We start from the raw sequence: 20,620 nt of genomic DNA on the forward strand, positions 1-20,620 counted from the left end.
TGTAGGGCGAATGCAACACTCGCCGCCGCGATGCGGCCGGATGGCCGGACCGGCCTTATGCTTTCGTCGATTCGACCCCGGCGAGCCCGCGCAGGAAGTGGATGATGCCGGAAAAATCCTCCCCGCCGTGGCCGGCGCCGGCATAGAGGGCGTAGAGCTGGGCTGCGGCGGCGCCGAGCGGCGTCGCCGCCCCGCTCGCCAGCGCCGCATCCTGCGACAGCCGCAGGTCCTTCAGCATGAGGTCGGCCGCAAAGCCCGGCTTGTAGCCGTTGTTGGCCGGCGATGCCGGCACCGGGCCCGGCACCGGGCAATAGGTGGTAAGCGACCAGCACTGGCCGGAGGAGGTGGAGGCGACGTCGAACAGCGCCTGGTGCGACAGGCCGAGCTTCTCGGCGAGGGCGAAGGCCTCGCACACCCCGATCATCGAGATGCCGAGGATCATGTTGTTGCAGATCTTGGCCGCTTGGCCGTTGCCGGCCGGGCCGCAATGCACGATGCGCTTGCCCATGGCCTCGAGGATGGGCTTGGCCCGCACGAAGGCGCCGTCCGTGCCGCCGGCCATGAAGGTCAGCGTTCCGGCCTTCGCCCCGCCGACGCCACCCGAGACCGGGGCATCGATCGCGTCCATCCCCGCCTCGTGCGCCATGGCATGGGCGCGGCGCGCGCTCTCGACGTCGATGGTCGAGGAATCGATGAAGAGCGTGCCGGCCTTCGCCGCCGGCAGGATCTCCTTCCACACGGCGATGACGTGCTTGCCCGCCGGCAGCATGGTGACGACCGCTTCGCTCGCCGCGACGGCCTCCGCCGCGCTCGCCGTGATGGTGACGCCGTCCTCGGCCGCAGCCTCGCGCAAAGATGCGACGAGGTCATAGCCGAGGACCTTGTGGCCGGCCCTGGCGAGATTGGCGGCCATGGGGCCGCCCATGTGGCCGAGGCCGATGAAGGCGATGGTGGTCATGGGTTCCTCCCTGCCCGCGCTCTCGGCGGGCTTGTTCTCAGTTGCCGCTGCCGCGTCCGACGAGGCTTCTCGCCACGATGAGGCGCATGATCTCGTTGGTGCCCTCGAGGATCTGGTGGACCCGGAGGTCGCGCACGATCTTCTCGATGCCGTAGTCGGCGAGATAGCCATAGCCGCCGTGCAGCTGCAGCGCCTGGTTGGCGATGTCGAAGCCGCGGTCGGTGGCGATGCGCTTGGCCATGGCGCAGAGCCGCGTCGCCTCCGGATCGCGCGCATCGAGCGCCGCCGCCGCCCGCCATAGGAAGGTGCGGGCCGCCTCGAGCTCGGTCGCCATGTCGGCGAGGGTGAACTGCAGCGCCTGGAAATCGCTGAGGCTGCGGCCGAAGGCCTTGCGCTCGCGCATATAGGCGACGCTCTTGTGGAGCGCCGCCTCGGCGCCGCCGAGCGAGCAGGCGCCGATGTTGAGCCGCCCGCCGTCGAGCCCGGCCATGGCGATCTTGAAGCCGATGCCCTCGTCGCCGAGCCGGTTCGCCGCCGGCACCCGGCAGTTCTCGAGGATGACCTGCCGCGTCGGCTGCGCGTTCCAGCCCATCTTCTTCTCGTTGGCGCCGAAGGAGAGGCCGGGCGTGTCCTTCTCCACGACGAAGGTGGAGATGCCGCCGGGGCCGGCCTCGCCCGTGCGCACCATGACGACATAGATGTCCGAGGTGCCGGCGCCGGAGATGAACTGCTTGACGCCGTCGATGACGTAATGGTCGCCGTCGCGCACGGCGCGCGTCTTGAGCGCTGCGGCGTCGGAGCCGGCGCCGGGCTCGGTCAGGCAATAGCTGGCGAGATGCTCCATCGCCGCGAGCTTCGGGATGAAGCGCCGGCGCTGCTCGTCGTCGCCGAAGCGGTCGATCATCCAGGTCGCCATGTTGTGGATGGAGATATAGGCCGCGACCGAGGGGCAGCCGGTGGCCAGCGCCTCGAAGATGAGCGCGGCGTCGAGCCGCGTCATGCCGGAGCCGCCGACATCCTCGCGCACATAGATGCCGCCCATGCCGAGCCCCCCGGCCTCCCGGATGACGTCGACGGGAAAGTGCTTCTCCTCGTCCCAGCGTACGGCATGGGGCGCAAGCTCACGGGCGGCGAAGTCGCGCGCCATGTCGCGGATAGCGATCTGGTCGTCGTTGAGGGTGAACTGGGTCATGGCCGTTGCTCGGGGCGCCAGTCGGCGAGGTGTACGATATGGCTCGCCAGCGGTGAGCCTGCGAATTTGCGGATGAGATGGCCGTCCGCCGTGACCAAATAGGAGCCCATGCTGCGGGCGAGCTCGACATAGAAGCAGTCGTAGGGCGAATGGTCATAGGCCAGAGCCATCGTCCAGGCCGCGTCGCGCAACTCCTGCAGCGGGACGTATCCCGCCATCAGACGGTCGATCGTCTCCACCATCGCCATCGCGGCATCGCGCGTAAGCTCCTTCTTGCGGACATAGCGGAGAGCTGCGCTGCGAATTTCGGCGATGAAGAGATCGGGCGCGACGAGGGCCGCCGGCGTGCGAGGCAATCCGTAGACCTCGCCGCCGGGATCGGCCGGCATGAACCATCGGATCGCTGCGCTCGCATCGACCACGATCATCGCCGCTCGCGCTCCTCGCGGATGAGATCCTCGGGAGGCGTCCTGATCCCGAGCGGTCCGTGCTGGCGCCGGAATTCCTCGATGAGCGCGACTTTCTCGTCGGCGGACAGGGGCGCAATCGCCCTGAGGGCATCACGCATGAAGGTCTCGAAGGAGACGCCTGCCAGGCGGGCCTTGACCTTCAATCCCTCGATCACCTCGTCGTCGAGGTTGCGGATGAGCACCTGCCCCATCTGACACTCCAATGCTATCAAAAATGATAGCATATGGCCGGCGGCAGGTCATGCCGCCGGCCGCAGCATCAATTCATCGTCGGGATGACGAACTCCGCCCCCTCCTTGACGCCGGAGGGCCAGCGCGAGGTCACGGTCTTCGTCTTGGTGTAGAAGCGGATCGAATCCGGCCCGTGCTGGTTGAGGTCGCCGAAGCCCGAGCGCTTCCAGCCGCCGAAGGTGTAATAGGCGATCGGCACCGGGATCGGCACGTTGACGCCGACCATGCCGACATTGACCTTGGCGGCGAAATCCCGCGCCGCGTCGCCGTCGCGGGTGAAGATGGCGACGCCGTTGCCGTATTCGTGCTCGGACGGCAGCTTGAGCGCCTCCTCGTAGTTGTGGGCGCGCACGATGGACAGGACCGGGCCGAAGATCTCCTCTTTGTAGATGCGCATGTCCGGCGTCACGTGGTCGAACAGGCACCCGCCCATGTAGAAGCCGTTCTCGTAGCCCTGCAGCGTGAAGTTGCGCCCATCGACGACGAGCTTCGCCCCTTCCGCGATGCCGAGCTCGACATAGGACTTTACCTTGTCGAGATGGGCCTTGGTGACGAGTGGGCCGTAGTCGGCGCTCGGATCGGTCGAGGGGCCGATCTTGAGGCTCTCGACGCGCGGGACGAGCTTCTCGACGAGCCGGTCCGCCGTCGCCTGGCCGACGGGCACGGCGACGGAGATCGCCATGCAGCGCTCGCCGGCCGAGCCGTAGCCGGCGCCGATGAGGGCATCGACCGCCTGGTCCATGTCGGCGTCGGGCATGATGATCATGTGGTTCTTGGCGCCGCCGAAGCACTGCACGCGCTTGCCGTTGGCCGAGCCGCGCGAATAGATGTACTGGGCGATCGCCGACGAGCCGACGAAGCCGACCGCCATGACGTCATGATCGTCGAGGATGGCGTCGACCGCCTCCTTGTCGCCGTTGACCACGTTGAGGATGCCTGCCGGCAGCCCGGCCTCGATCATCAGCTCGGCAAGGCGCATGGGCACGCCCGGGTCGCGCTCCGAAGGCTTCAGGATGAAGGCGTTGCCGCAGGCGATGGCCGGCGCGAACTTCCACATCGGGATCATGGCGGGGAAGTTGAACGGCGTGATGCCGGCCACCACCCCGAGGGGCTGGCGCATGGAATAGACGTCGATGTTGGTGCCGGCGCCCTCGGTGTACTCGCCCTTCATCAGGTGCGGCACGCCGCAGGCGAACTCGACCACCTCGAGCCCGCGCTGGATGTCGCCCTTGGCGTCGGGAATGGTCTTGCCGTGCTCGCGGGCGAGCAGCTCGGCGAGACTGTCGTAGTCGCGCTGGACGAGTTCGAGGAACTTCATCATCACGCGCGCGCGGCGCTGCGGGTTCGTCGCGCCCCAGGCCGGCTGGGCCGCCCTGGCATTCTCGACGGCGGCCCTGACCTCGGCCGCCGAGGCGAGGGCGACCTTGGCGCCGACCTCACCCGTCATGGGCGTGAAGACGTCGCCGAAACGTCCCGATTGCCCTTCGACCTCGCGCCCCCCGATGAAATGTCCGATCGTGCGCATCTTGCGTTCTCCGATGCTCTGCCGGTTCTGTTCTGCTGTGCCGGCGCTGGGCGCGATGCCTTGCGGGAAGGGGCGCCGGAGCGCTCCCTCGCATCGGCCGGCGCCGGCCCTTGTCTTCGATAGTGGGAGCGAAATCGGCGAAAGCCAACGTGCCGATGACGTTCCGTCGGTCCTTCCGCACTACCATTGTCATTCGCGCACGACTATAGGACATTTCAAATCCGGTGCGTGCAAAGATACCAAAACGGGAGGCAAGCTGGGCATGAATCGCTTCGACTGGGACGACCTTCGCTTCTTCCTCGCCGTGGCTCGCGCGGGCCGCCTCACCGTGGCGGCGCGGCGGCTCGGGGCCGACCATGCGACGGTGTCGCGCCGCATCACGGCGCTGGAGGATGCGCTGAAGGCCAAGCTCTTCGAGCGCCGGCCGCAGGGCTATGCCCTCACCGAGCACGGCGAGCGCCTGCTCGCCAAGGCGGAGACCATCGAGAGCGAGGCGCTCGCGGCGCAGAGCGAGATCGGCGGAGCGGACCTTGCCCTGTCCGGCACCGTGCGCATTGGCGCTCCGGACGGCTTCGGCACCTTCTTTCTCGCCCCGCGCATCGGCCAGCTCGCCGAGCGCTACCCGGAGCTGGAGATCCAGCTCGTCGCCATGCCGCGGCTGCTCTCGCTCTCCAAGCGCGAGGCGGACATCGCCATCTCCCTGAACCCGCCGAAGGAGGGCAAGATCGTCGCCCGCAAGCTGGCGGATTACCGCCTCGGCCTCTACGCGGCGCCGGCCTATCTCGCCGCCCACCCGGCCATCGCCGCGCCGCAGGACCTCTTCGAGCACCAGCTCATCGGCTATATCGACGACCTCATCTTCACGCCCGAGCTCGACTATCTCGACGACATCGCCAAGGGCCTCAGGCCGCGCCTGCAGAGCTCGAACCTCATCGCGCAGATGCATGCGACCATCGCCGGCGCCGGCCTCTGCGTGCTGCCCGATTTCATGGCCGCGGGCGATCCGCGCCTCGTCCCCGTGCTGCGGCGCGAGGTCGAGCTGGTGCGCTCCTTCTGGCTGATCGTCCACGCCGATCTGCGCGACGTCGCGCGCGTCCGGGCGACGGTCGATTTCCTCGTGCGCGAGGCCAAGGCGGCGCGGGCCGTCCTGATGCCGCAGGACGAGGTCGAGGCGGGCGCCGCCTGAGCGTTGCGGGGCCCTTGTGCATGCCGTGTGAAGCAGCTTGCATTTTCGCTTCACACCGATTTAAACGATTCAGAGAGCCTTTAAATCGCTCAGCTGAAAGCCGGCGCAGACCGGCGGATCGCATTCTGGAGGAGACAATGATGGATCTGACCCGCCGCGCCGCCCTCGGCGCGCTCGCCCTTGCCGCATCCTTCGGCCTCGCCGGCCCCGCCGCCGCCCAGACGACCCTCAAGTGGGCCCACGTCTACGAGGCGAGCGAGCCCTATCACAAGTGGGCCCTGTGGGCCGGGGAGGAGTTCAAGAAGCGCACCAACGGCAAATATGCCATCGAGGTGTTTCCGGCCTCCTCGCTGGGCAAGGAATCCGACATCAACGAGGGCCTGTCGCTCGGCACCGTCGACATCATCTATACGGGCCAGCTCTTCGCCGGCCGCGCCTACGGCCCGCTCGCCATCGGCGGCGCGCCCTACATGTTCCGCGATTTCGCGCACTGGAATGCCTTCCGCAATTCCGACCTCTTCAAGGAGCTCGGCGAAGGCTACAAGAAGCGCACGGGCCACGACGTCGTCACCCTCACCTATTACGGCGAGCGCCACGTCACGGCGAACAAGGACATCAACAAGCCGGAGGACATGAAGGGGCTCAAGATCCGCGTGCCCGACGCGCCGCTCTACACCATGTTCCCGCGCGCCGTCGGCGCCAACCCGACGCCGATCGCCTTCGCCGAGGTCTATCTCGCCCTCTCCCAGGGCGTGGCCGACGCGCAGGAGAACCCCCTGCCGACCATCCAGGCCAAGAAGTTCTACGAGGTCCAGAAGAACATCATCCTCACCGGCCACATCACCGACGCCCTGCTCACCATCGTCTCGAGCGGCACGGCGCAGCGCCTGAGCGACGAGGAGCGCACGACGCTGTTCGCCATCCTCAAGGAGGCGGCCGACAAGTGCACGGACGACATCGTCCAGGCCGAGAAGGATCTCGTCGCCTGGTTCAAGGACCAGGGCAAGAACGTGGTCGAGGTGGACCGCGCGCCCTTCCGCGAGGCGACCGTCAAGCTGCACTCCGGGCCGGACGCCACCTGGGACAAGGCCACCTACGACAAGCTGCAGGGCCTCGCGGCCTCGAACTGACGAGACGACGCCGGGGCGCTGCCGCGCCCCGGCCCGCACGGCCCGGCGCGCGGCGCCGGGCTTCCCGAACGCCGGATGCGGGGGCGACGCGTGACGCAATCGAACGACAAGGACAGTCCGGAGGTCGACACGACCGAGGCCATGTTCGAGCAGTGGCGCGAGCAGGAAAGCCGCGTGCCGCTCGACGACCTGCGCCCGCAGGACGGCATCGTCTTCCTGATCTACTGGGCGCTCTTCGCCGTCGTCCTGCTGCAGTTCTGGACGCGCTACGTCCTCAACGATTCCTACGGCTGGACCGAGGAGATCGCCCGCTACCTGCTCATCGCCGTCACCTTCATCGGCTCGGTGACGGCCATGCGCAAGGGCTCGCACATCGCCGTCGAGGCCGTGATCACGCTGGCGCCGAAGGCGGTGCGGCACTGGACGCTCGTCATCATCGACGGGCTCGTCACCCTCTTCTGCGGGGCCATGGCCTGGTACGGCTACGAGCTCGGCGCCCGCGCGCCCGGCTACATGGTTTCGGTCGATATCCCGAAATCGGTCATCTACTGGGTCGTGTCCGCCGGCCTTGCGGCCATGACCGTCCATGCCGCCATCCGCTTCGTGCAGCGGCTGAGGGGACAGCTCGAGGACGAGCCCTCGGGCGCCGTTCTCGACTGACATCCCGCCCTTTCAATCGATGACCCGGCCGTGACCCCCGCCACTGGAGGCCAGCGCGTATGTTGATCGCCCTCATGTTCGTCGCGCTCTTCGCCATGATCATCCTCGGTGTGCCGATCGCCGTGGCGCTGGCCGGTTCGTCCCTGCTCTACATCTTCCTGTCCGGCATCGCGCCCGAGATCACGGTGATCCACCGCATGGTCAACGGCGTCGACTCCTTCCCGCTGCTCGCCGTGCCCTTCTTCATCATGGCGGGCAACCTGATGAACTCGGCCGGCATCACCAAGCAGATCTTCGACTTCGCGACCGCGGCCGTCGGCTGGCTCAAGGGCGGCCTCGGCCACGTCAATGTGGCGGGCTCGGTCATCTTCGCCGGCATGTCGGGCACCGCGGTGGCCGATGCCGGCGGCCTCGGCACCATCGAGATCAAGGCGATGCGCGACCACGGCTACGATGCCAAGCTCGCCGTCGGCATCACCGCCGCCTCCTCGACCATCGGGCCCATCATCCCGCCGTCGCTGCCGCTCGTCATCTACGGCGTCGTGGCCAATGCCTCGATCAACGCGCTCTTCGTCGCCGGCATCCTGCCCGGCCTGCTGATGGCGCTTTTCCTTTCGGCGACCGTCGCCATCTACGCCCATCGCAAGAAGATCGGCGCCGATGCCCGCTTCTCGGTCAGGCGCCTCGGCGTCACCTTCGTCGATGCCTTCCTGCCGCTGCTGACGCCGGCCATCATCATCGGCGGCATGAGCTTCGGCATCTTCACGCCGACGGAAGCGGCCGTCTTCGCCTGCGCCTACGCCCTGCTGCTCTCGGTCGTCATCCACCGCCTTCTCAACCTCGCCATGGTCGCCTTCGGCCGACCGGCGAAATATTCGGTCCTGTCCCTGCGCCAGTTCGTGCGCGTGACGATGGACACCATCGAGACGACGGCGGTCGTCCTCTTCATCGTCGCCGGCGCCTCCATCTTCGGCTGGGTGCTGACCACGACACGCACCACCGAGGCGCTCGGTGCCTGGATCCTCGCCGTCGCCAGCGATCCCGTCACCTTCCTGCTGATGATCAACGTCTTCCTGCTGGTCGTCGGCTGCTTCATGGAGACGATCGCCGCCATCACCATCCTGACGCCGGTGCTGCTGCCGGTCGCGCTGACGCTCGGCATCGACCCGGTGCATTTCGGCATCATCATGGTGCTCAACCTGATGATCGGCCTGCTGACGCCGCCGGTCGGCATGGTGCTCTACGTGCTCTCGCGCGTCGCCAGCATCTCCTTCGAGGATTGCGTCAAGGCCGTGGTGCCCTTCCTGATCCCGCTCTTCCTCGTGCTCGCCCTCATCACCTTCGTGCCTGCGACGACGATGTGGCTGCCGGAGGTCTTGAAGGCCTATGGGTATCTGTGATCCAACCGCAGTGAGAAACTGACGGGAGAAGACCGATGCCCTCCAAGCTCGACCAGCTGCGCGCGATGACGGTCGTCGTCGCCGACACGGGCGATATCGAGGCCGTGCGACGCCTCAAGCCGCAGGACTGCACGACGAACCCGACGCTGCTGCTCAAGGCCGTCGAGACCCCGGCCTATGGCCACCTGCTCGACGAGGCGATCGACTGGGGCCGCAAGCAGGCCGGCTCCGCCGAGGCCGTGACCGCGGCTGTCTGCGACCGGCTCGCCGTCTCCTTCGGCACGGAGCTGACGCAGATCGTGCCCGGCCGCGTCTCCACCGAGGTCGACGCGGACCTGTCCTTCGACACCGAGGGCTCGATCGCCAAGGCGCGGGCGCTCATCGCCGCCTATGAGGCGCGCGGGGTTTCGCGCGACCGCATCCTCATCAAGGTCGCCTCGACCTGGGAGGGCATCCGCGCGGCGGAGGTGCTGCAGCGGGAGGGCATCGACTGCAACCTGACGCTGCTGTTCTCGCTCGTGCAGGCGGTCGCCTGCGCCGATGCCGGCGTCTTCCTCATCTCGCCCTTCGTCGGCCGCATCCTCGACTGGCACGTCAAGGCCGGCGGCGGCCCCTACTCGGCCGAGACCGACCCGGGCGTCGGCTCCGTGCGCGCCATCTACGCCTATTACAAGGCCCACGGCATCAAGACCGTTGTCATGGGCGCTTCCTTCCGCAACACCGGCGAGATTGAGGCGCTGGCCGGCTGCGACCGGTTGACCATCGGCCCCGCCCTCATGGACCAGCTCGCCGCCGACGAGGGCCCGCTGCCGCGCCGGCTCGACCCCGCCAATGCCGGCGAGGCCCCGGCGAAGATGACCCTCGACGAGAAGAGCTTCCGCTTCCTCCTCAACGAGGACGCCATGGCCACCGAAAAGCTCTCCGAGGGCATCCGCCTCTTCGTCAAGGACCTGCGGGCCCTGCGCGGGCTCGTCGGCAAGCGGCTGGAGCAGGCGAAGGCGGCGTGAGCGTCCAGCCCGAGGAACGCGGCTCGCCGCTTATTGAGGACGCATTGGGCGTAGCGCTGGCAGCCCATCCCTGGGCCCCGGTTCTGCACCGCATCACTTCGTGCTGCGGCGCGCCCGGGGCACGAGGGTGTTCTCATGTATACGATCGTTCGATTGCGTTACGTGTCCGTTTCGGTGCAAGATTATCGCATATTCACGCGCTCGTTCCCCGGACGCATGCAGCGAAGCGGAATGCGATCCGGGGTCCAGCGCAAAGAATTGCGCAGCTCCGAATTTCGTATGGACAATTACACCGTCTATATTCTCGCAAGCGGCCGCAACGGCACGCTCTACGTCGGCGTCACCAACAACCTCGCCCGCCGCATCTTCGAGCACAAGCAGAAGGTCGTGCCGGGCTTCACCCGGCGCTACGGCGTCGACCGGCTCGTCTGGTATGAACATTACCGGTCGATCGGAGAGGCGCGCCAGCGCGAAACCTCGCTCAAGCGCTGGCGCCGGGCGTGGAAGCTGTCGCTCGTCGAGGCGATGAACCCGGCGTTGAGACGATCTGAACGACCGCCTCAACGCCTGATTACCCCTTCGCCTGCAGCGCCCTCTCGCGGATGGCGGAGAGCGTCGTCGCCGGGGTGATGACCTCTGGGTCGATGAGGCAGTGGATGATCGCCGGCTTGCCGGAGGCGAGCGCCCGCTCGAAGGCGGGGGCGAACTCTTCCGTGCGCTCCACGCGCTCGCCGTGGCCGCCGAAGGCGCGGGCGTAGGCCGCGAAATCCGGGTTCTTCAGCATCGTCCCCGAGACGCGGCCGGGATATTCCCGCTCCTGGTGCATGCGGATCGTGCCGTAGATGCCGTTGTCGACGACGATGACCACGATGGGAAGGTCGTATTGCACGGCCGTGGCGAATTCCTGCCCGTTCATCAGGAAGCAGCCGTCCCCGGCGAAGGCGACGACGGTGCGCTCCGGATGGAGCCGCTTGGCGCCGACCGCCGCCGGCACGCCATAGCCCATGGAGCCGGAGGTGGGCGCGAGCTGGGTGCCGAAGCGCCGGAAGCGGTGGAAGCGATGCAGCCAGATGGCGTAGTTGCCGGCGCCGTTGCACATGATGGCGTCAGCCGGCAGCTTCTCCTCGAGGTAGGCCATCACCGCGCCCATCTGCAGGGTGCCGGGCGTGCGCACGGGCGCCGGATCGCTCCAGGCGAGATAGGCCGCGCGGGCCTCCTCACGGTTGCCGCCCCAGCCGATCGCCTTAGGCGGCTGCAGGCCTTCGAGCGCGGCCGAGAAGGCCGAGGGCGAGGCGTTGATGGCGAGCGCCGGGCGATAGACGCGGCCGAGCTCGCCGGAATCCGGGTGCACATGGACGAGCGTGCAGCCCGGCTCGGGGATGCCGAAGAGCGAGTAGCTCTGGCTCGGCACCTCCGACAGCCGTCCGCCGACGAGCAGCACGGTGTCGGCCGCCTTGACCCGAGCGACGAGCGCCGGGTTCGCGCCGAAGCCGATGTCGCCGATGTAGTTCGGGTGGTCGGCGGGAAACAGCATCTGTCGGCGGAAGGAGACGGCGACAGGCAGGTCGAAGCGCTCGGCGAAGCGCACGAAGCGCTCCACCGCCTTCTCGCTCCAGCGCGTGCCGCCGAGGATGGCGAGCGGCGCCTTCGCCGCCCACAGGAGCTTCTGCAGTTCCGCCATCTGGGCGAGGGCGGGATGCGTCTCGACCGGCTCGTAGGGCAGGGCATCGGCGACCGCGGCCGTCTCGACCAGCATGTCCTCCGGCAGCGCGATGACGACCGGCCCCGGCCGGCCGGAGGTGGCGACGCGGAATGCACGCGCGACGATCTCCGGAATGCGCGCGGCATCGTCGATCTCGGTCGCCCACTTCGCCATGGTGCCGAAGACGGCGCGGTAGTCGAGCTCCTGGAAGGCCTCGCGCTCGCGCATGCCGCGCTCGATCTGGCCGACGAAGACGATGAGCGGCGTCGAATCCTGCTTGGCGATATGGATGCCCGGCGAGGCGTTGGTGACGCCCGGCCCGCGCGTGACGAAGCAGATGCCGGGCCGGCCGGTGAGCTTGCCGTGGGCCTCGGCCATCATGGCCGCTCCGCCCTCCTGCCGGCAGACGGTGACGTCGATCGACGCATCGTGCAGCGCGTCGAGCACGGCGAGATAGCTCTCGCCCGGCACGCAGAAGGCGTGACGGACACCGTGGACGAGAAGCTGGTCGACGAGGATCTGCCCGCCGGTGCGCGCGTTCATGGCTTCATCCCTGTTGCTGGCGGGGTGCCTCTGCGCCCCAGGCCGGATCGTTGAGCACGTCCTCGGTATCGGCGCCGAGCCGCGGCGAGGGCCGCCCGGCGACCATCGGCGCCCCGTCGATGACGATGGGCGAGCGCACGGTCGGGATCGTGCCGCCCTCGGCCTCGGGGCAGGGGAGGTCCACCCGCATGCCGCGGGCGATCACCTGCGGGTCGGCGAAAACATCCGCCACCGAGTTGATCGGCCCGGCCGGCACGCCCTCGGTCTCGAGGCGGGCAAGCAGATCGTCGCGCTTGAGACGCCTCAACGCGCCGGCGAGGATCGCGACGAGGGCGCCACGGTTCTCGACCCGCGCCTTGTTTGTGGCGTATTCGCTCTGCTCGCCGAGCGCCGGCATGCCGATGACGGTGCAGAAGCGGCGGAACTGCCCGTCATTGCCGACGGCGACGATGACGTGCCCGTCCGCCACCTCGAAGACCTGGTAGGGCACGATGTTGGGATGGGCATTGCCGAGCCGGCGCGGTGCCTTGCCCGAGACGAGGTAGTTCATCGCCTGGTTGGCGAGCACGCCCACCTGCACGTCGAGCAGCGCCATGTCGACATGCCCGCCCTCGCCCGTCATGTCGCGCCGGCGCAAGGCGGCGAGGATGCCGATGGTGGAATAGAGGCCGGTGAAGATGTCGGCGAAGGCGACGCCGATCTTCTGCGGCTCGCCGTCGGGCGCGCCGGTCAGGTCCATGATCCCGCCCATGCCCTGGATCATGAAGTCGTAGCCGGCCCGCTCGCGGTACGGCCCGTCCTGGCCGAAGCCGGTGACCGAGCAATAGATGAGGCGCGGGTTGACGGCCTTGAGGCTCTCGTGGTCGAGCCCGTATTTCTTGAGGCCCCCGACCTTGAAGTTCTCGATGAGGACGTCGGCCTCGGCCGCGAGGCGGCGAATGATTGCACGCCCCTCCTCCGTCTCGAAATCGACGGCGATGGAGCGCTTGCCGCGGTTGCAGGCATGGAAATAGGCCGCCGACAGGTCGCCGCCGTCGGCCGCCGGCACGAAGGGCGGCCCCCAGCCGCGCGTGTCGTCGCCGCTGCCCGGCCGCTCGACCTTGACGACATCGGCGCCGAGATCGGCGAGCTGCTGGCCGATCCACGGCCCGGCGAGGATGCGCGCGAGTTCCAGAACCTTGAGGCCCTGAAGGGGGAGGGTGGTCATGTGTCGGGCCCTTCTCTGGCGTCGCGGCTCTCGGGGGCGCGCGGCACTGATCCCTCCCCTTGAGGGGAGGGTGGATCGCGCCGCAGGCGCGAGACGGGTGGGGTTACGGTCAGGGCCGCGTAAATCGTATCCATCACCACCCGTCGCTCACGGTCGACATCCTGGTTCGAGAAACGCAAGACACGAAAGCCGAGGCTCGCGAGATAGGCATCTCTCGCGCAGTCCGTTGCACGATGATCATCCCGTCCATGCTGATCGCCGTCGACCTCGACGACCAGTCGCTGCTTGAGGCAGGCGAAATCCACGACGTATCGGCCCATGGGAACCTGCCGCCGAAAATGATGCCCCGTCGGCACGATCTCCTCCCGCAGCCAGTTCCACAGCTTGACCTCCTGCGGCGTCATGCGCTTGCGAAGCCCACGCGGAACATGGTTCGGAAGGTCCGTGCGCGAGCGGTGACCCCACCCGTCCGGCGCTGCGCGCCGGCCACCCTCCCCTTGAGGGGAGGGATCAACGTTCCCGGTCACCGCCTCGTCATCCCCGCCCACGGCCAGCTCCATTCGCTCGCGCTTCGATCCCCTTTGGGGGAGGGTGGATCAGCCCGCAGGACAGAGACGGGTAGGGATCCTCTGCCGCTCGGCGTCCACCTCAGAAGAACGCCTGGATGCCCGTCTGCGCCCGGCCGAGGATGAGGGCGTGCACGTCGTGGGTCCCCTCGTAGGTATTCACCGTCTCGAGGTTCTGGGCGTGGCGCATCACGTGGTATTCTTCCTGGATGCCGTTGCCGCCGTGCATGTCGCGCGCCATGCGGGCGATGTCGAGCGCCTTGCCGCAGTTGTTGCGCTTGACGATGGAGATCATCTCCGGCGCCATGCGGCCCTCGTCGAAGAGGCGGCCGACGCGCAGGGACCCCTGCAGGCCGAGCGCGATCTCAGTCTGCATGTCGGCGAGCTTCTTCTGGATGAGCTGCGTGGCGGCGAGCGGCCGGCCGAACTGCTTGCGGTCGAGCGTGTACTGCCGGGCGCGGTGCCAGCAGTCCTCCGCCGCGCCCATGGCGCCCCAGGAGATGCCGTAACGCGCGCGGTTGAGGCAGCCGAAGGGCCCGGCAAGGCCCGAGACGTTCGGCAGCAGCGCCTCTTCGCCGACCTCGACATTGTCCATGACGATCTCGCCGGTGATGGAGGCGCGCAGCGAGAGCTTGCCGCCGATCTTCGGCGCCGAGAGGCCCTTGAGGCCCTTGTCGAGCACGAAGCCGCGGATCTTGTTGTCATGGGCGGCGGACTTCGCCCAGACCACGAAGACGTCGGCGATGGGCGAGTTGGAGATCCACATCTTCGAGCCGATGAGGCGGTAGCCGCCATCGATCTTCTCGGCACGCGTCTTCATGCCGCCGGGGTCGGAGCCTGCGTCGGGCTCCGTGAGGCCGAAGCAGCCGACCCATTCGCCCGAAGCGAGCTTCGGCAGATACTTGCGCTTCTGCTCCTCGCTGCCATAGGCGTTGATCGGATGCATGACGAGTGAGGACTGCACGCTCATCATCGAGCGGTAGCCGGAATCGACGCGCTCCACCTCGCGCGCCACGAGGCCGTAGGCCACGTAGCTCGCGCCCGCGCCGCCGAATTCCTCCGGGATGGTGACGCCGAGGAGGCCGAGCTCGCCCATCTCGTTGAAGATGGCCCGGTCCGTCTTCTCGTGCGCATAGGCCTCGAGCACGCGCGGCTGCAGCTTCTCCTGCGCATAGGCGCGGGCCGTGTCGCGGATCATCCGCTCGTCGTCGGTGAGCTGGTCGTCGAGCAGGAAGGGATCCGCCCAGTTGAAGGCGCCCATTGTATCCTTGGCCATCTGCGTTTCGTCCTTGGCAGGTCTGTTCAGTGTTCGGTGCGGCGCGCGAGATACCCCTCCCCCGCAAAGGGGGGGAGGGAGAAGGTTGCGCCCGGCCGCTCACGCGTCCACGTCGAAGGTCACGCCCTGCGCCAGCGGCAGGGCCGTGCCGTAATTGATGGTATTGGTGGCGCGGCGCATGTAGGCCTTCCAGGCGTCGGAGCCCGCCTCGCGGCCGCCGCCCGTCTCCTTCTCGCCGCCGAAGGCGCCGCCGATCTCGGCGCCCGAGGGGCCGATGTTGACGTTGGCGATGCCGCAGTCCGAGCCCTCCGCCGAGACGAAGCGCTCGGCCTCGCGCATGTCGAGCGTGAAGATGGAGGAGGAGAGGCCGGCGCCGACGCCGTTGTGCAGGGCGATCGCCTCCTCCAGCGTGTCGTATTTCACCACGTAGAGGATGGGCGCGAAGGTCTCGCGCAGCATCGGGCCGCTCTGGCCCGGCATCTCGACGAGGGCCGGGCGGGCGTAATAGGCCTCCTCGCCGCCGATGCCGGCGACGCGCCCGCCGCCGTGCACCGTGGCGCCGAGGCTCTTCGCCTCGGCGAGCGCCTTCTCCATGCCGTCGAAGGCGGCCTTGTCGATGAGCGGGCCGACGAGCGTGCCCTTCACGCGCGGATCGCCGATGGCGACGTTGCCATAGACCTTGGCGAGGCGCGGCACCAGCTTGTCATAGACGCTGGCATGGACGATGAGCCGGCGCAGCGTCGTGCAGCGCTGGCCCGCCGTGCCCATGGCGGCGAAGGCGATGGCCCTCAGGGCAATGTCGAGGTCGGCCGAGGGGGCGACGACGGCGGCGTTGTTGCCGCCGAGCTCCAGGATGGCGCGGGCGAAGCGCTCGGCGAGCTTCGGGCCGACCTTGCGACCCATGGCGGTGGAGCCGGTGGCCGAGACGAGCGGCACGCGCTCGTCGGCGACCAGGGCCTCGCCCGCCTCGCGGCCGCCGATGATGAGCTCAAAAAGGCCCTCGGGCACGCCGCCGAAGCGCTTGGCCGCCCGCTCGGCGATGGCAGTCACGGCGAGCGCGGTGAGCGGCGTCTTCTCGGACGGCTTCCAGATCACCGGGTCGCCGCAGACGAAGGCGAGCGCGGCATTCCACGACCAGACGGCGACGGGGAAGTTGAAGGCCGTGATGACGCCGACGGGGCCGAGCGGGTGCCAGGTCTCCATCATGCGGTGGTCCGGCCGCTCGGTGGCGATGGTGAGGCCGTAGAGCTGGCGCGAGAGGCCGACGGCGAAGTCACAGATGTCGATCATCTCCTGCACCTCGCCGAGGCCTTCGGAGACGATCTTGCCCGCTTCCAGCGTCACCAGGAGCCCGAGGTCCTCCTTGGCGGCGCGCAGCTCCTCGCCGAGGAGGCGCACGAACTCGCCGCGCCGCGGCGCCGGCACCCTGCGCCATTCGCCGAAGGCCTTTTCGGCGCGGTCGACGGCCGCACGCGTCTCGGCGGCGCCGGCTTCCCGGATGTGGGCGATGATCTCGCCGGTGACGGGCGAGCGGGCGGCGAGGCCCGTCGAAGCGAAGGCGGTGTCGGACACGCCGAGGCGCTTCAGAATGGCGAGCGCTTCCTCGCGGGCGGAAGCGGCGGCGGTGTGAACGGTCATGTCTCTTCCCGGAGCGTTGTGCGGCCCCTGCCTCAACGGGGGTGAGGCGGCCGCCGTCTGATGCATCGCGGATGCGGGTCTCGTCGTCGCGACAGGATGGCGGTTTCATGTCCGCGTTTCAAACGATATGTTCTCACGAGTTCATGATGAAACGGAATGAACGATGCGCGATGTCCAGCAGCGTCTCGCCCTGCCCTCGCTGACGGCGCTCGCCGCCTTCGAGGCGGCGGCGCGGCACCTGTCCTTCACCAAGGCGGCGGAGGAGCTCAACCTGACGCAGGGCGCCGTCAGCCGCCAGGTGGCGGCGGTGGAGGCGCAGCTCGGCCTCAAGCTCTTCGAGCGGGTGCGCCAGCGCGTGGTGCTGACGGCAGCCGGCAGCGCCTATGCCGGGGAGGTGCGCGAGGCGCTGGCGCGGCTCACCGCCGCGACCGTCAACGCCATGGCCTTCCGCGGGGCCGGCGGCATCCTCGACCTCGCCATCCTGCCGACCTTCGGCACGCGCTGGCTCATCCCGCGCCTGCCCGGCTTCTTCCAGCGCCATCCGGGCGTCACCATCAACTTCGCCACGCGCATCCTGCCCTTCGACTTCGCGCGCGAGGGGCTCGACGCGGCGATCCATTTCGGCGAGGCGGTGTGGCCCGGTGCCCGCATGCACCGGCTGATGGGCGAGGTGATCGTGCCGGTGGCGAGCCCGGCGCTCGTCGCCCGCCATCAGCTTGCCGAGGTGGCGGACGTGCTCGCCGTCCCGCTGCTGCAGCAGGCGACGCGCCCGCGCGCCTGGGGCCTGTGGCTCGCGGCCCAGGGGCTCTCGGCCGACCGGGCCGTCATGGGCCCGCGTTTCGAGCAGTTCGCCATGGTGGCGCAGGCGGCCGTCGCCGGCCTTGGCCTCGCCATCGTGCCGCGTTTCCTCGTCGAGGACGAATTGCGCGCCGGCGCCCTCGTCGTGCCCTTCGAGCGGCCGATCACGAGCGAGGAGGCCTATTACCTCGTCTATCCCGAAGAGAAGGCGGACCGCCCGGCGCTCGCGGCCTTTCGCGACTGGCTGCTGGCGGAGTGCGGGACGGAGGCAGCCGGGCAGGTGGGGTGAGGGGCTTGCTCTCCGCAGCTGCGACGCCAGCAGCCCATGGACAAGCCACGCCGCATGCGGCAATCATGCGGGCTGCTCATGAAGCCGCCATCCGCGACGCTTCGCCTCCGCTCACTTCGGCGCTGCCAGGATCATGTCCCAGACCCCCAACGGTTCCACCCCTTCGGCCGAGACCGCCGACGTCGTCATCGTCGGCGGTGCGGTGATGGGCTCCTCCGTCGCCTTCCATCTCCTGTCCGATCCCGCCTTTTCCGGCCGGGTCGTCGTGATCGAGAAGGATCCGACCTACGCGCGCTCCGCCTCGGCGCTGTCGGCGGCTTCCATCCGGCAGCAGTTCTCGAGCCCGGTGAACATCCGCATCTCGCTCCACGGCATCGCCTTCCTGCGCGACATCGGCGCGCGCCTTGCCGTCGGCGACGAGCGGCCGGTGATCGATCTCACCGAGGGCGGCTATCTCTATCTCGCGGCAACGCCCGAGGGGGCCGAGACGCTCGCCAGCAATCGCGCGGTGCAGGAAGCGGAGGGCGCCGACATCGCCGTCTTCGATCCCGCCGGGCTCAAGGAAAAATTCCCTTGGCTCGCCACGGACGATCTTCTCGCCGGCGCCTGGGGCCGCAGCGGCGAGGGCTGGTTCGACGGCTGGGGCCTCCTGCAGGCCTTCCGCAAGAAGGCGCGGGCGCTCGGGGCCGAGTACCGCACCGGCGAGGTCGCGCATCTCGAGCGGCAGGGCGGCCGCGTCGTCGCCGTGCACCTTGCCGACGGCAGCCGCATCGCCTGCGGCGCGGTGGTCGATTGCGCGGGCTCGGACGGGCGGCGCATCGCCGCGAGCGCCGGCATAGACATCCCCGTCCATGCCAGGAAGCGCTATGTCTTCAGCTTCACCTGCAAGGGGCCCGTCGACAACTGCCCGCTGATGATCGACACCTCCGGCGCCTATGTGCGGCCCGAGGGCCATCGCGGCGCCGAGGGGCAGATGTTCATCTGCGGCATCTCGCCGGAGGCCGAGGCCGATCCCGACTGGGACGGCGATGCGGAGGCGGTCGACTGGTCGCTGTTCGAGGAGGTGATCTGGCCGGCGCTCGCCATGCGCGTGCCCGCCTTCGAGCACATCCGCCCCGGCCGGGCCTGGTCCGGCCCCTACGACATGAACCTCCTCGACCACAACGCCATCGTCGGCCGTGCCGGCGAGGTCGAGAACCTCTTCCTCGCCAACGGCTTCTCCGGCCACGGCCTGCAGCAGGCCCCCGCCGTCGGCCGCGGCATCGCCGAGGAGATCGTGCACGGGCGCTTCGTGACGCTCGACCTCTCCGACCTCGGCTACGGCCGCATCCTCGCGCAGCGGCCGCTGCGCGAGGCGAACGTCATCTGAGGTCGATCAGACCGGCGCGTGCTGGGTGCCGAAGCCGACCGCGATGCGGTTCCAGAAGTTGATCATGGCAAGGAGCGCCGTCAGCGCGACGACCTCCTTCTCGGAGAAATGCTCGTCGAGGGCGGCCGAGGCCCGGACGAGGGCGGCATGGTCGTCCATGCGTGTCATCGCTTCCGCATAGGCGAGGGCGGCGCGCTCGCGCGCATCGAAGGCGGGCGATTCCCGCCATGTCGGCAGGAGATAGAGCCGCTCCGGCTTCTCGCCGTATTTCTTCACCGCATCGCCGCCGTGCATGTGCACGCAATAGGCGCAGCCGTTGATCTGCGAGGCGCGCGTCTTCACCAGCTCGACGAGCGTCATGTCGAGGCCGAGCCCCTCGATGTCGCCGTTGAGCCGGCGCGCCGTGGCGAAGACGTCGGGGATGATACCGTAGGCGTTGATGGTTCTCGTCATCATGTGCTCCTGTGCACGGCCGAGCGAGGCCGCATGCCCTTGAAGACGCTGCACAGGGACGCCTTGTGACAGGGAAGCCGCAAAAAACTTCGGCTCAGCCGTCCGCGGGCATGCGGACGAGCTTGTCCGGATTGAGCACGAAATAGATGGCCGTGATCCGCTCGCCGTCGCTCGCCGCCATCACGATCCGCACCGGGCGTTCCTCCTCGTAAGTGACGAACCCTGCTTCGCCGGCAAAGCGCGCCGGCCGGTCGACGCGGCCGCGGCCGAGCTTGCGGGCGACCCCCAGCACCAGTCGCACGATCCGCCCGGCGCCGCGCACGATGTTGCGGGCGGCAAGCACCTTGCCGCCGCCGTCGGTCGTGATGGTCGCGTCAGGCGCCAGCAGGCGGATGAGGCGCTCGGCATCCCCGGCGGCGAGCGCGAGGCGGAACTCTTCCATGAGGGTTTCATGCCGCCGACGGCGCGCCAGGGCATCGGCCGGCGCCGCGGGGAGCTGCCCGTCGCCGAGCCGGCGCCGCGCCCGGGCGACGATCTGCCGGCAGGCCGCCTCGCTGCGGCCGAGCACTTCGGCAAGGCGGGCATAGGGCATGTCGATGAGCTCGCGCAGCACGAAGGCGCAGCGCTCCACCGGGCCGAGGCGCTCCATCAGCACGAGGACGGCATAGGGCAGGTCGCCGGTGAAGACGTCGCCGTCGTCCGATCCCGTCCAGGGCTCCGGCAGCCACGGCCCGTCATAGGCGGCGCGCTCGCGCCGCGCGGCCCGCAGCCGGTCGATGGCGAGCCGGCTCGTCACCGTGACGAGCCAGGCCTCCGGATTGTCGATTGCCCCGCCGGCGGCATGGAAGCGCAGGAAGGCATCCTGCACCACGTCCTCGGCGTCGCCCATCGTGCCGAGCATACGATGGGCGATGGCAAGGAGCCGCGGCCGCACGGCGAGGAACGCGGCCGCTCCATCATCCGCGATGGCATCGCCGGCGGCTGTCCCGGAGGCTGGCGGTCGGCGATGCTGGTTCATGT

Annotated in this window: 19 protein-coding genes and 1 pseudogene; 8 read left to right on the forward strand and 12 right to left on the reverse strand. The window is 68.8% G+C overall.

The features are described from left to right. Positions 1 to 55 precede the first annotated feature (55 nt). From mmsB to AL346_RS08035, 5 genes and pseudogenes are all read right to left on the reverse strand, one after another. Positions 56 to 982 (reverse strand): annotated as a pseudogene (mmsB, locus tag AL346_RS08015) (3-hydroxyisobutyrate dehydrogenase); the annotation flags it as partial. Positions 983 to 995: 13 nt separating this feature from the next. Continuing rightward, positions 996 to 2,150: an isobutyryl-CoA dehydrogenase gene (locus tag AL346_RS08020; protein ID WP_019404825.1), complete on the reverse strand. Its 1,155-nt coding sequence runs from the start codon at positions 2,148 to 2,150 to the stop codon at positions 996 to 998. Further along, positions 2,147 to 2,578: a type II toxin-antitoxin system VapC family toxin gene (locus AL346_RS08025; protein ID WP_019404826.1), complete on the reverse strand. Its 432-nt coding sequence runs from the start codon at positions 2,576 to 2,578 to the stop codon at positions 2,147 to 2,149. The genes AL346_RS08020 and AL346_RS08025 overlap by 4 nt, the downstream gene beginning before the upstream one ends. Next, positions 2,575 to 2,811 (reverse strand): hypothetical protein, encoded by a 237-nt coding sequence (locus tag AL346_RS08030; RefSeq protein ID WP_019404827.1) that lies wholly within the window; start codon positions 2,809 to 2,811, stop codon positions 2,575 to 2,577. The genes AL346_RS08025 and AL346_RS08030 overlap by 4 nt, the downstream gene beginning before the upstream one ends. A 68-nt stretch (positions 2,812 to 2,879) precedes the next feature. Further along, the gene (locus AL346_RS08035) at positions 2,880 to 4,376 is read right to left on the reverse strand and encodes a CoA-acylating methylmalonate-semialdehyde dehydrogenase (protein ID WP_019404828.1); all 1,497 of its coding nucleotides are present in this window, start codon (positions 4,374 to 4,376) and stop codon (positions 2,880 to 2,882) included. A 262-nt stretch (positions 4,377 to 4,638) separates the two neighbouring features. Between AL346_RS08035 and AL346_RS08040 the strand changes: the two genes are divergently transcribed. The 6 genes from AL346_RS08040 (at position 4,639) to AL346_RS25930 (ending at position 10,389) form a co-directional block, all read left to right on the forward strand. Then, entirely contained in the window at positions 4,639 to 5,562 is a 924-nt protein-coding gene (locus AL346_RS08040) for a LysR family transcriptional regulator (protein WP_019404829.1), read from the forward strand. Positions 5,563 to 5,702: 140 nt separating this feature from the next. Beyond that, positions 5,703 to 6,692 carry a sialic acid TRAP transporter substrate-binding protein SiaP gene (locus AL346_RS08045; protein ID WP_019404830.1) on the forward strand — a complete coding sequence of 330 codons (990 nt, stop codon included), beginning with the start codon at positions 5,703 to 5,705 and terminating at the stop codon, positions 6,690 to 6,692. Between the two features lie 90 nt (positions 6,693 to 6,782). Further along, entirely contained in the window at positions 6,783 to 7,352 is a 570-nt protein-coding gene (locus AL346_RS08050; protein WP_053193505.1) for a TRAP transporter small permease, read from the forward strand. A 59-nt stretch (positions 7,353 to 7,411) separates the two neighbouring features. Further along, positions 7,412 to 8,752 (forward strand): TRAP transporter large permease, encoded by a 1,341-nt coding sequence (locus AL346_RS08055; protein ID WP_019404832.1) that lies wholly within the window; start codon positions 7,412 to 7,414, stop codon positions 8,750 to 8,752. 35 nt (positions 8,753 to 8,787) lie between these two features. After that, positions 8,788 to 9,759 carry a transaldolase gene (gene tal / locus AL346_RS08060; RefSeq protein WP_019404833.1) on the forward strand — a complete coding sequence of 324 codons (972 nt, stop codon included), beginning with the start codon at positions 8,788 to 8,790 and terminating at the stop codon, positions 9,757 to 9,759. Positions 9,760 to 9,894: 135 nt separating this feature from the next. Continuing rightward, positions 9,895 to 10,389, forward strand: coding sequence for a GIY-YIG nuclease family protein (locus tag AL346_RS25930; protein WP_371259733.1), 495 nt, complete (start codon positions 9,895 to 9,897; stop codon positions 10,387 to 10,389). On the opposite strand, the gene AL346_RS08070 is transcribed toward AL346_RS25930, so the two are convergent. From AL346_RS08070 to AL346_RS08090, 5 genes are all read right to left on the reverse strand, one after another. Beyond that, positions 10,331 to 12,004, reverse strand: a complete 1,674-nt coding sequence (locus AL346_RS08070) for a thiamine pyrophosphate-binding protein (protein WP_019404834.1) — start codon at positions 12,002 to 12,004, stop codon at positions 10,331 to 10,333. The genes AL346_RS25930 and AL346_RS08070 overlap by 59 nt on opposite strands. A gap of 4 nt (positions 12,005 to 12,008) precedes the next feature. Next, positions 12,009 to 13,211, reverse strand: a complete 1,203-nt coding sequence (locus AL346_RS08075) for a CaiB/BaiF CoA-transferase family protein (protein ID WP_019404835.1) — start codon at positions 13,209 to 13,211, stop codon at positions 12,009 to 12,011. Beyond that, on the reverse strand, positions 13,208 to 13,771 hold the full coding sequence (locus AL346_RS24570; RefSeq protein ID WP_019404836.1) for an endonuclease domain-containing protein: 564 nt from the start codon (positions 13,769 to 13,771) through the stop codon (positions 13,208 to 13,210). The genes AL346_RS08075 and AL346_RS24570 overlap by 4 nt, the downstream gene beginning before the upstream one ends. 88 nt (positions 13,772 to 13,859) lie before the next feature. Continuing rightward, entirely contained in the window at positions 13,860 to 15,053 is a 1,194-nt protein-coding gene (locus AL346_RS08085) for an acyl-CoA dehydrogenase (protein ID WP_026015603.1), read from the reverse strand. A gap of 99 nt (positions 15,054 to 15,152) precedes the next feature. Next, on the reverse strand, positions 15,153 to 16,691 hold the full coding sequence (locus AL346_RS08090) for an aldehyde dehydrogenase family protein (RefSeq protein ID WP_019404838.1): 1,539 nt from the start codon (positions 16,689 to 16,691) through the stop codon (positions 15,153 to 15,155). Between the two features lie 163 nt (positions 16,692 to 16,854). Here AL346_RS08090 and AL346_RS08095 point away from each other — a divergent pair, with 163 nt between their 5' ends. Next, the gene (locus AL346_RS08095; protein ID WP_019404839.1) at positions 16,855 to 17,778 is read left to right on the forward strand and encodes a LysR family transcriptional regulator; all 924 of its coding nucleotides are present in this window, start codon (positions 16,855 to 16,857) and stop codon (positions 17,776 to 17,778) included. A gap of 133 nt (positions 17,779 to 17,911) precedes the next feature. Then, positions 17,912 to 19,147, forward strand: coding sequence for an FAD-binding oxidoreductase (locus tag AL346_RS08100; RefSeq protein ID WP_019404840.1), 1,236 nt, complete (start codon positions 17,912 to 17,914; stop codon positions 19,145 to 19,147). 6 nt (positions 19,148 to 19,153) lie between these two features. Here AL346_RS08100 and AL346_RS08105 read toward each other — a convergent pair whose 3' ends face one another. Next, complete coding sequence (locus tag AL346_RS08105; protein ID WP_072249501.1) at positions 19,154 to 19,600, reverse strand: carboxymuconolactone decarboxylase family protein; 447 nt, start codon at positions 19,598 to 19,600, stop codon at positions 19,154 to 19,156. A 94-nt stretch (positions 19,601 to 19,694) separates the two neighbouring features. Beyond that, positions 19,695 to 20,618, reverse strand: a complete 924-nt coding sequence (locus AL346_RS08110) for a sigma factor (protein WP_019404842.1) — start codon at positions 20,616 to 20,618, stop codon at positions 19,695 to 19,697. Positions 20,619 to 20,620: the final 2 nt, after the last annotated feature.

It is taken from the genome of Chelatococcus sp. CO-6 (genome assembly GCF_001271345.1).
GTDB classification, from domain to species: domain Bacteria; phylum Pseudomonadota; class Alphaproteobacteria; order Rhizobiales; family Beijerinckiaceae; genus Chelatococcus_A; species Chelatococcus_A caeni.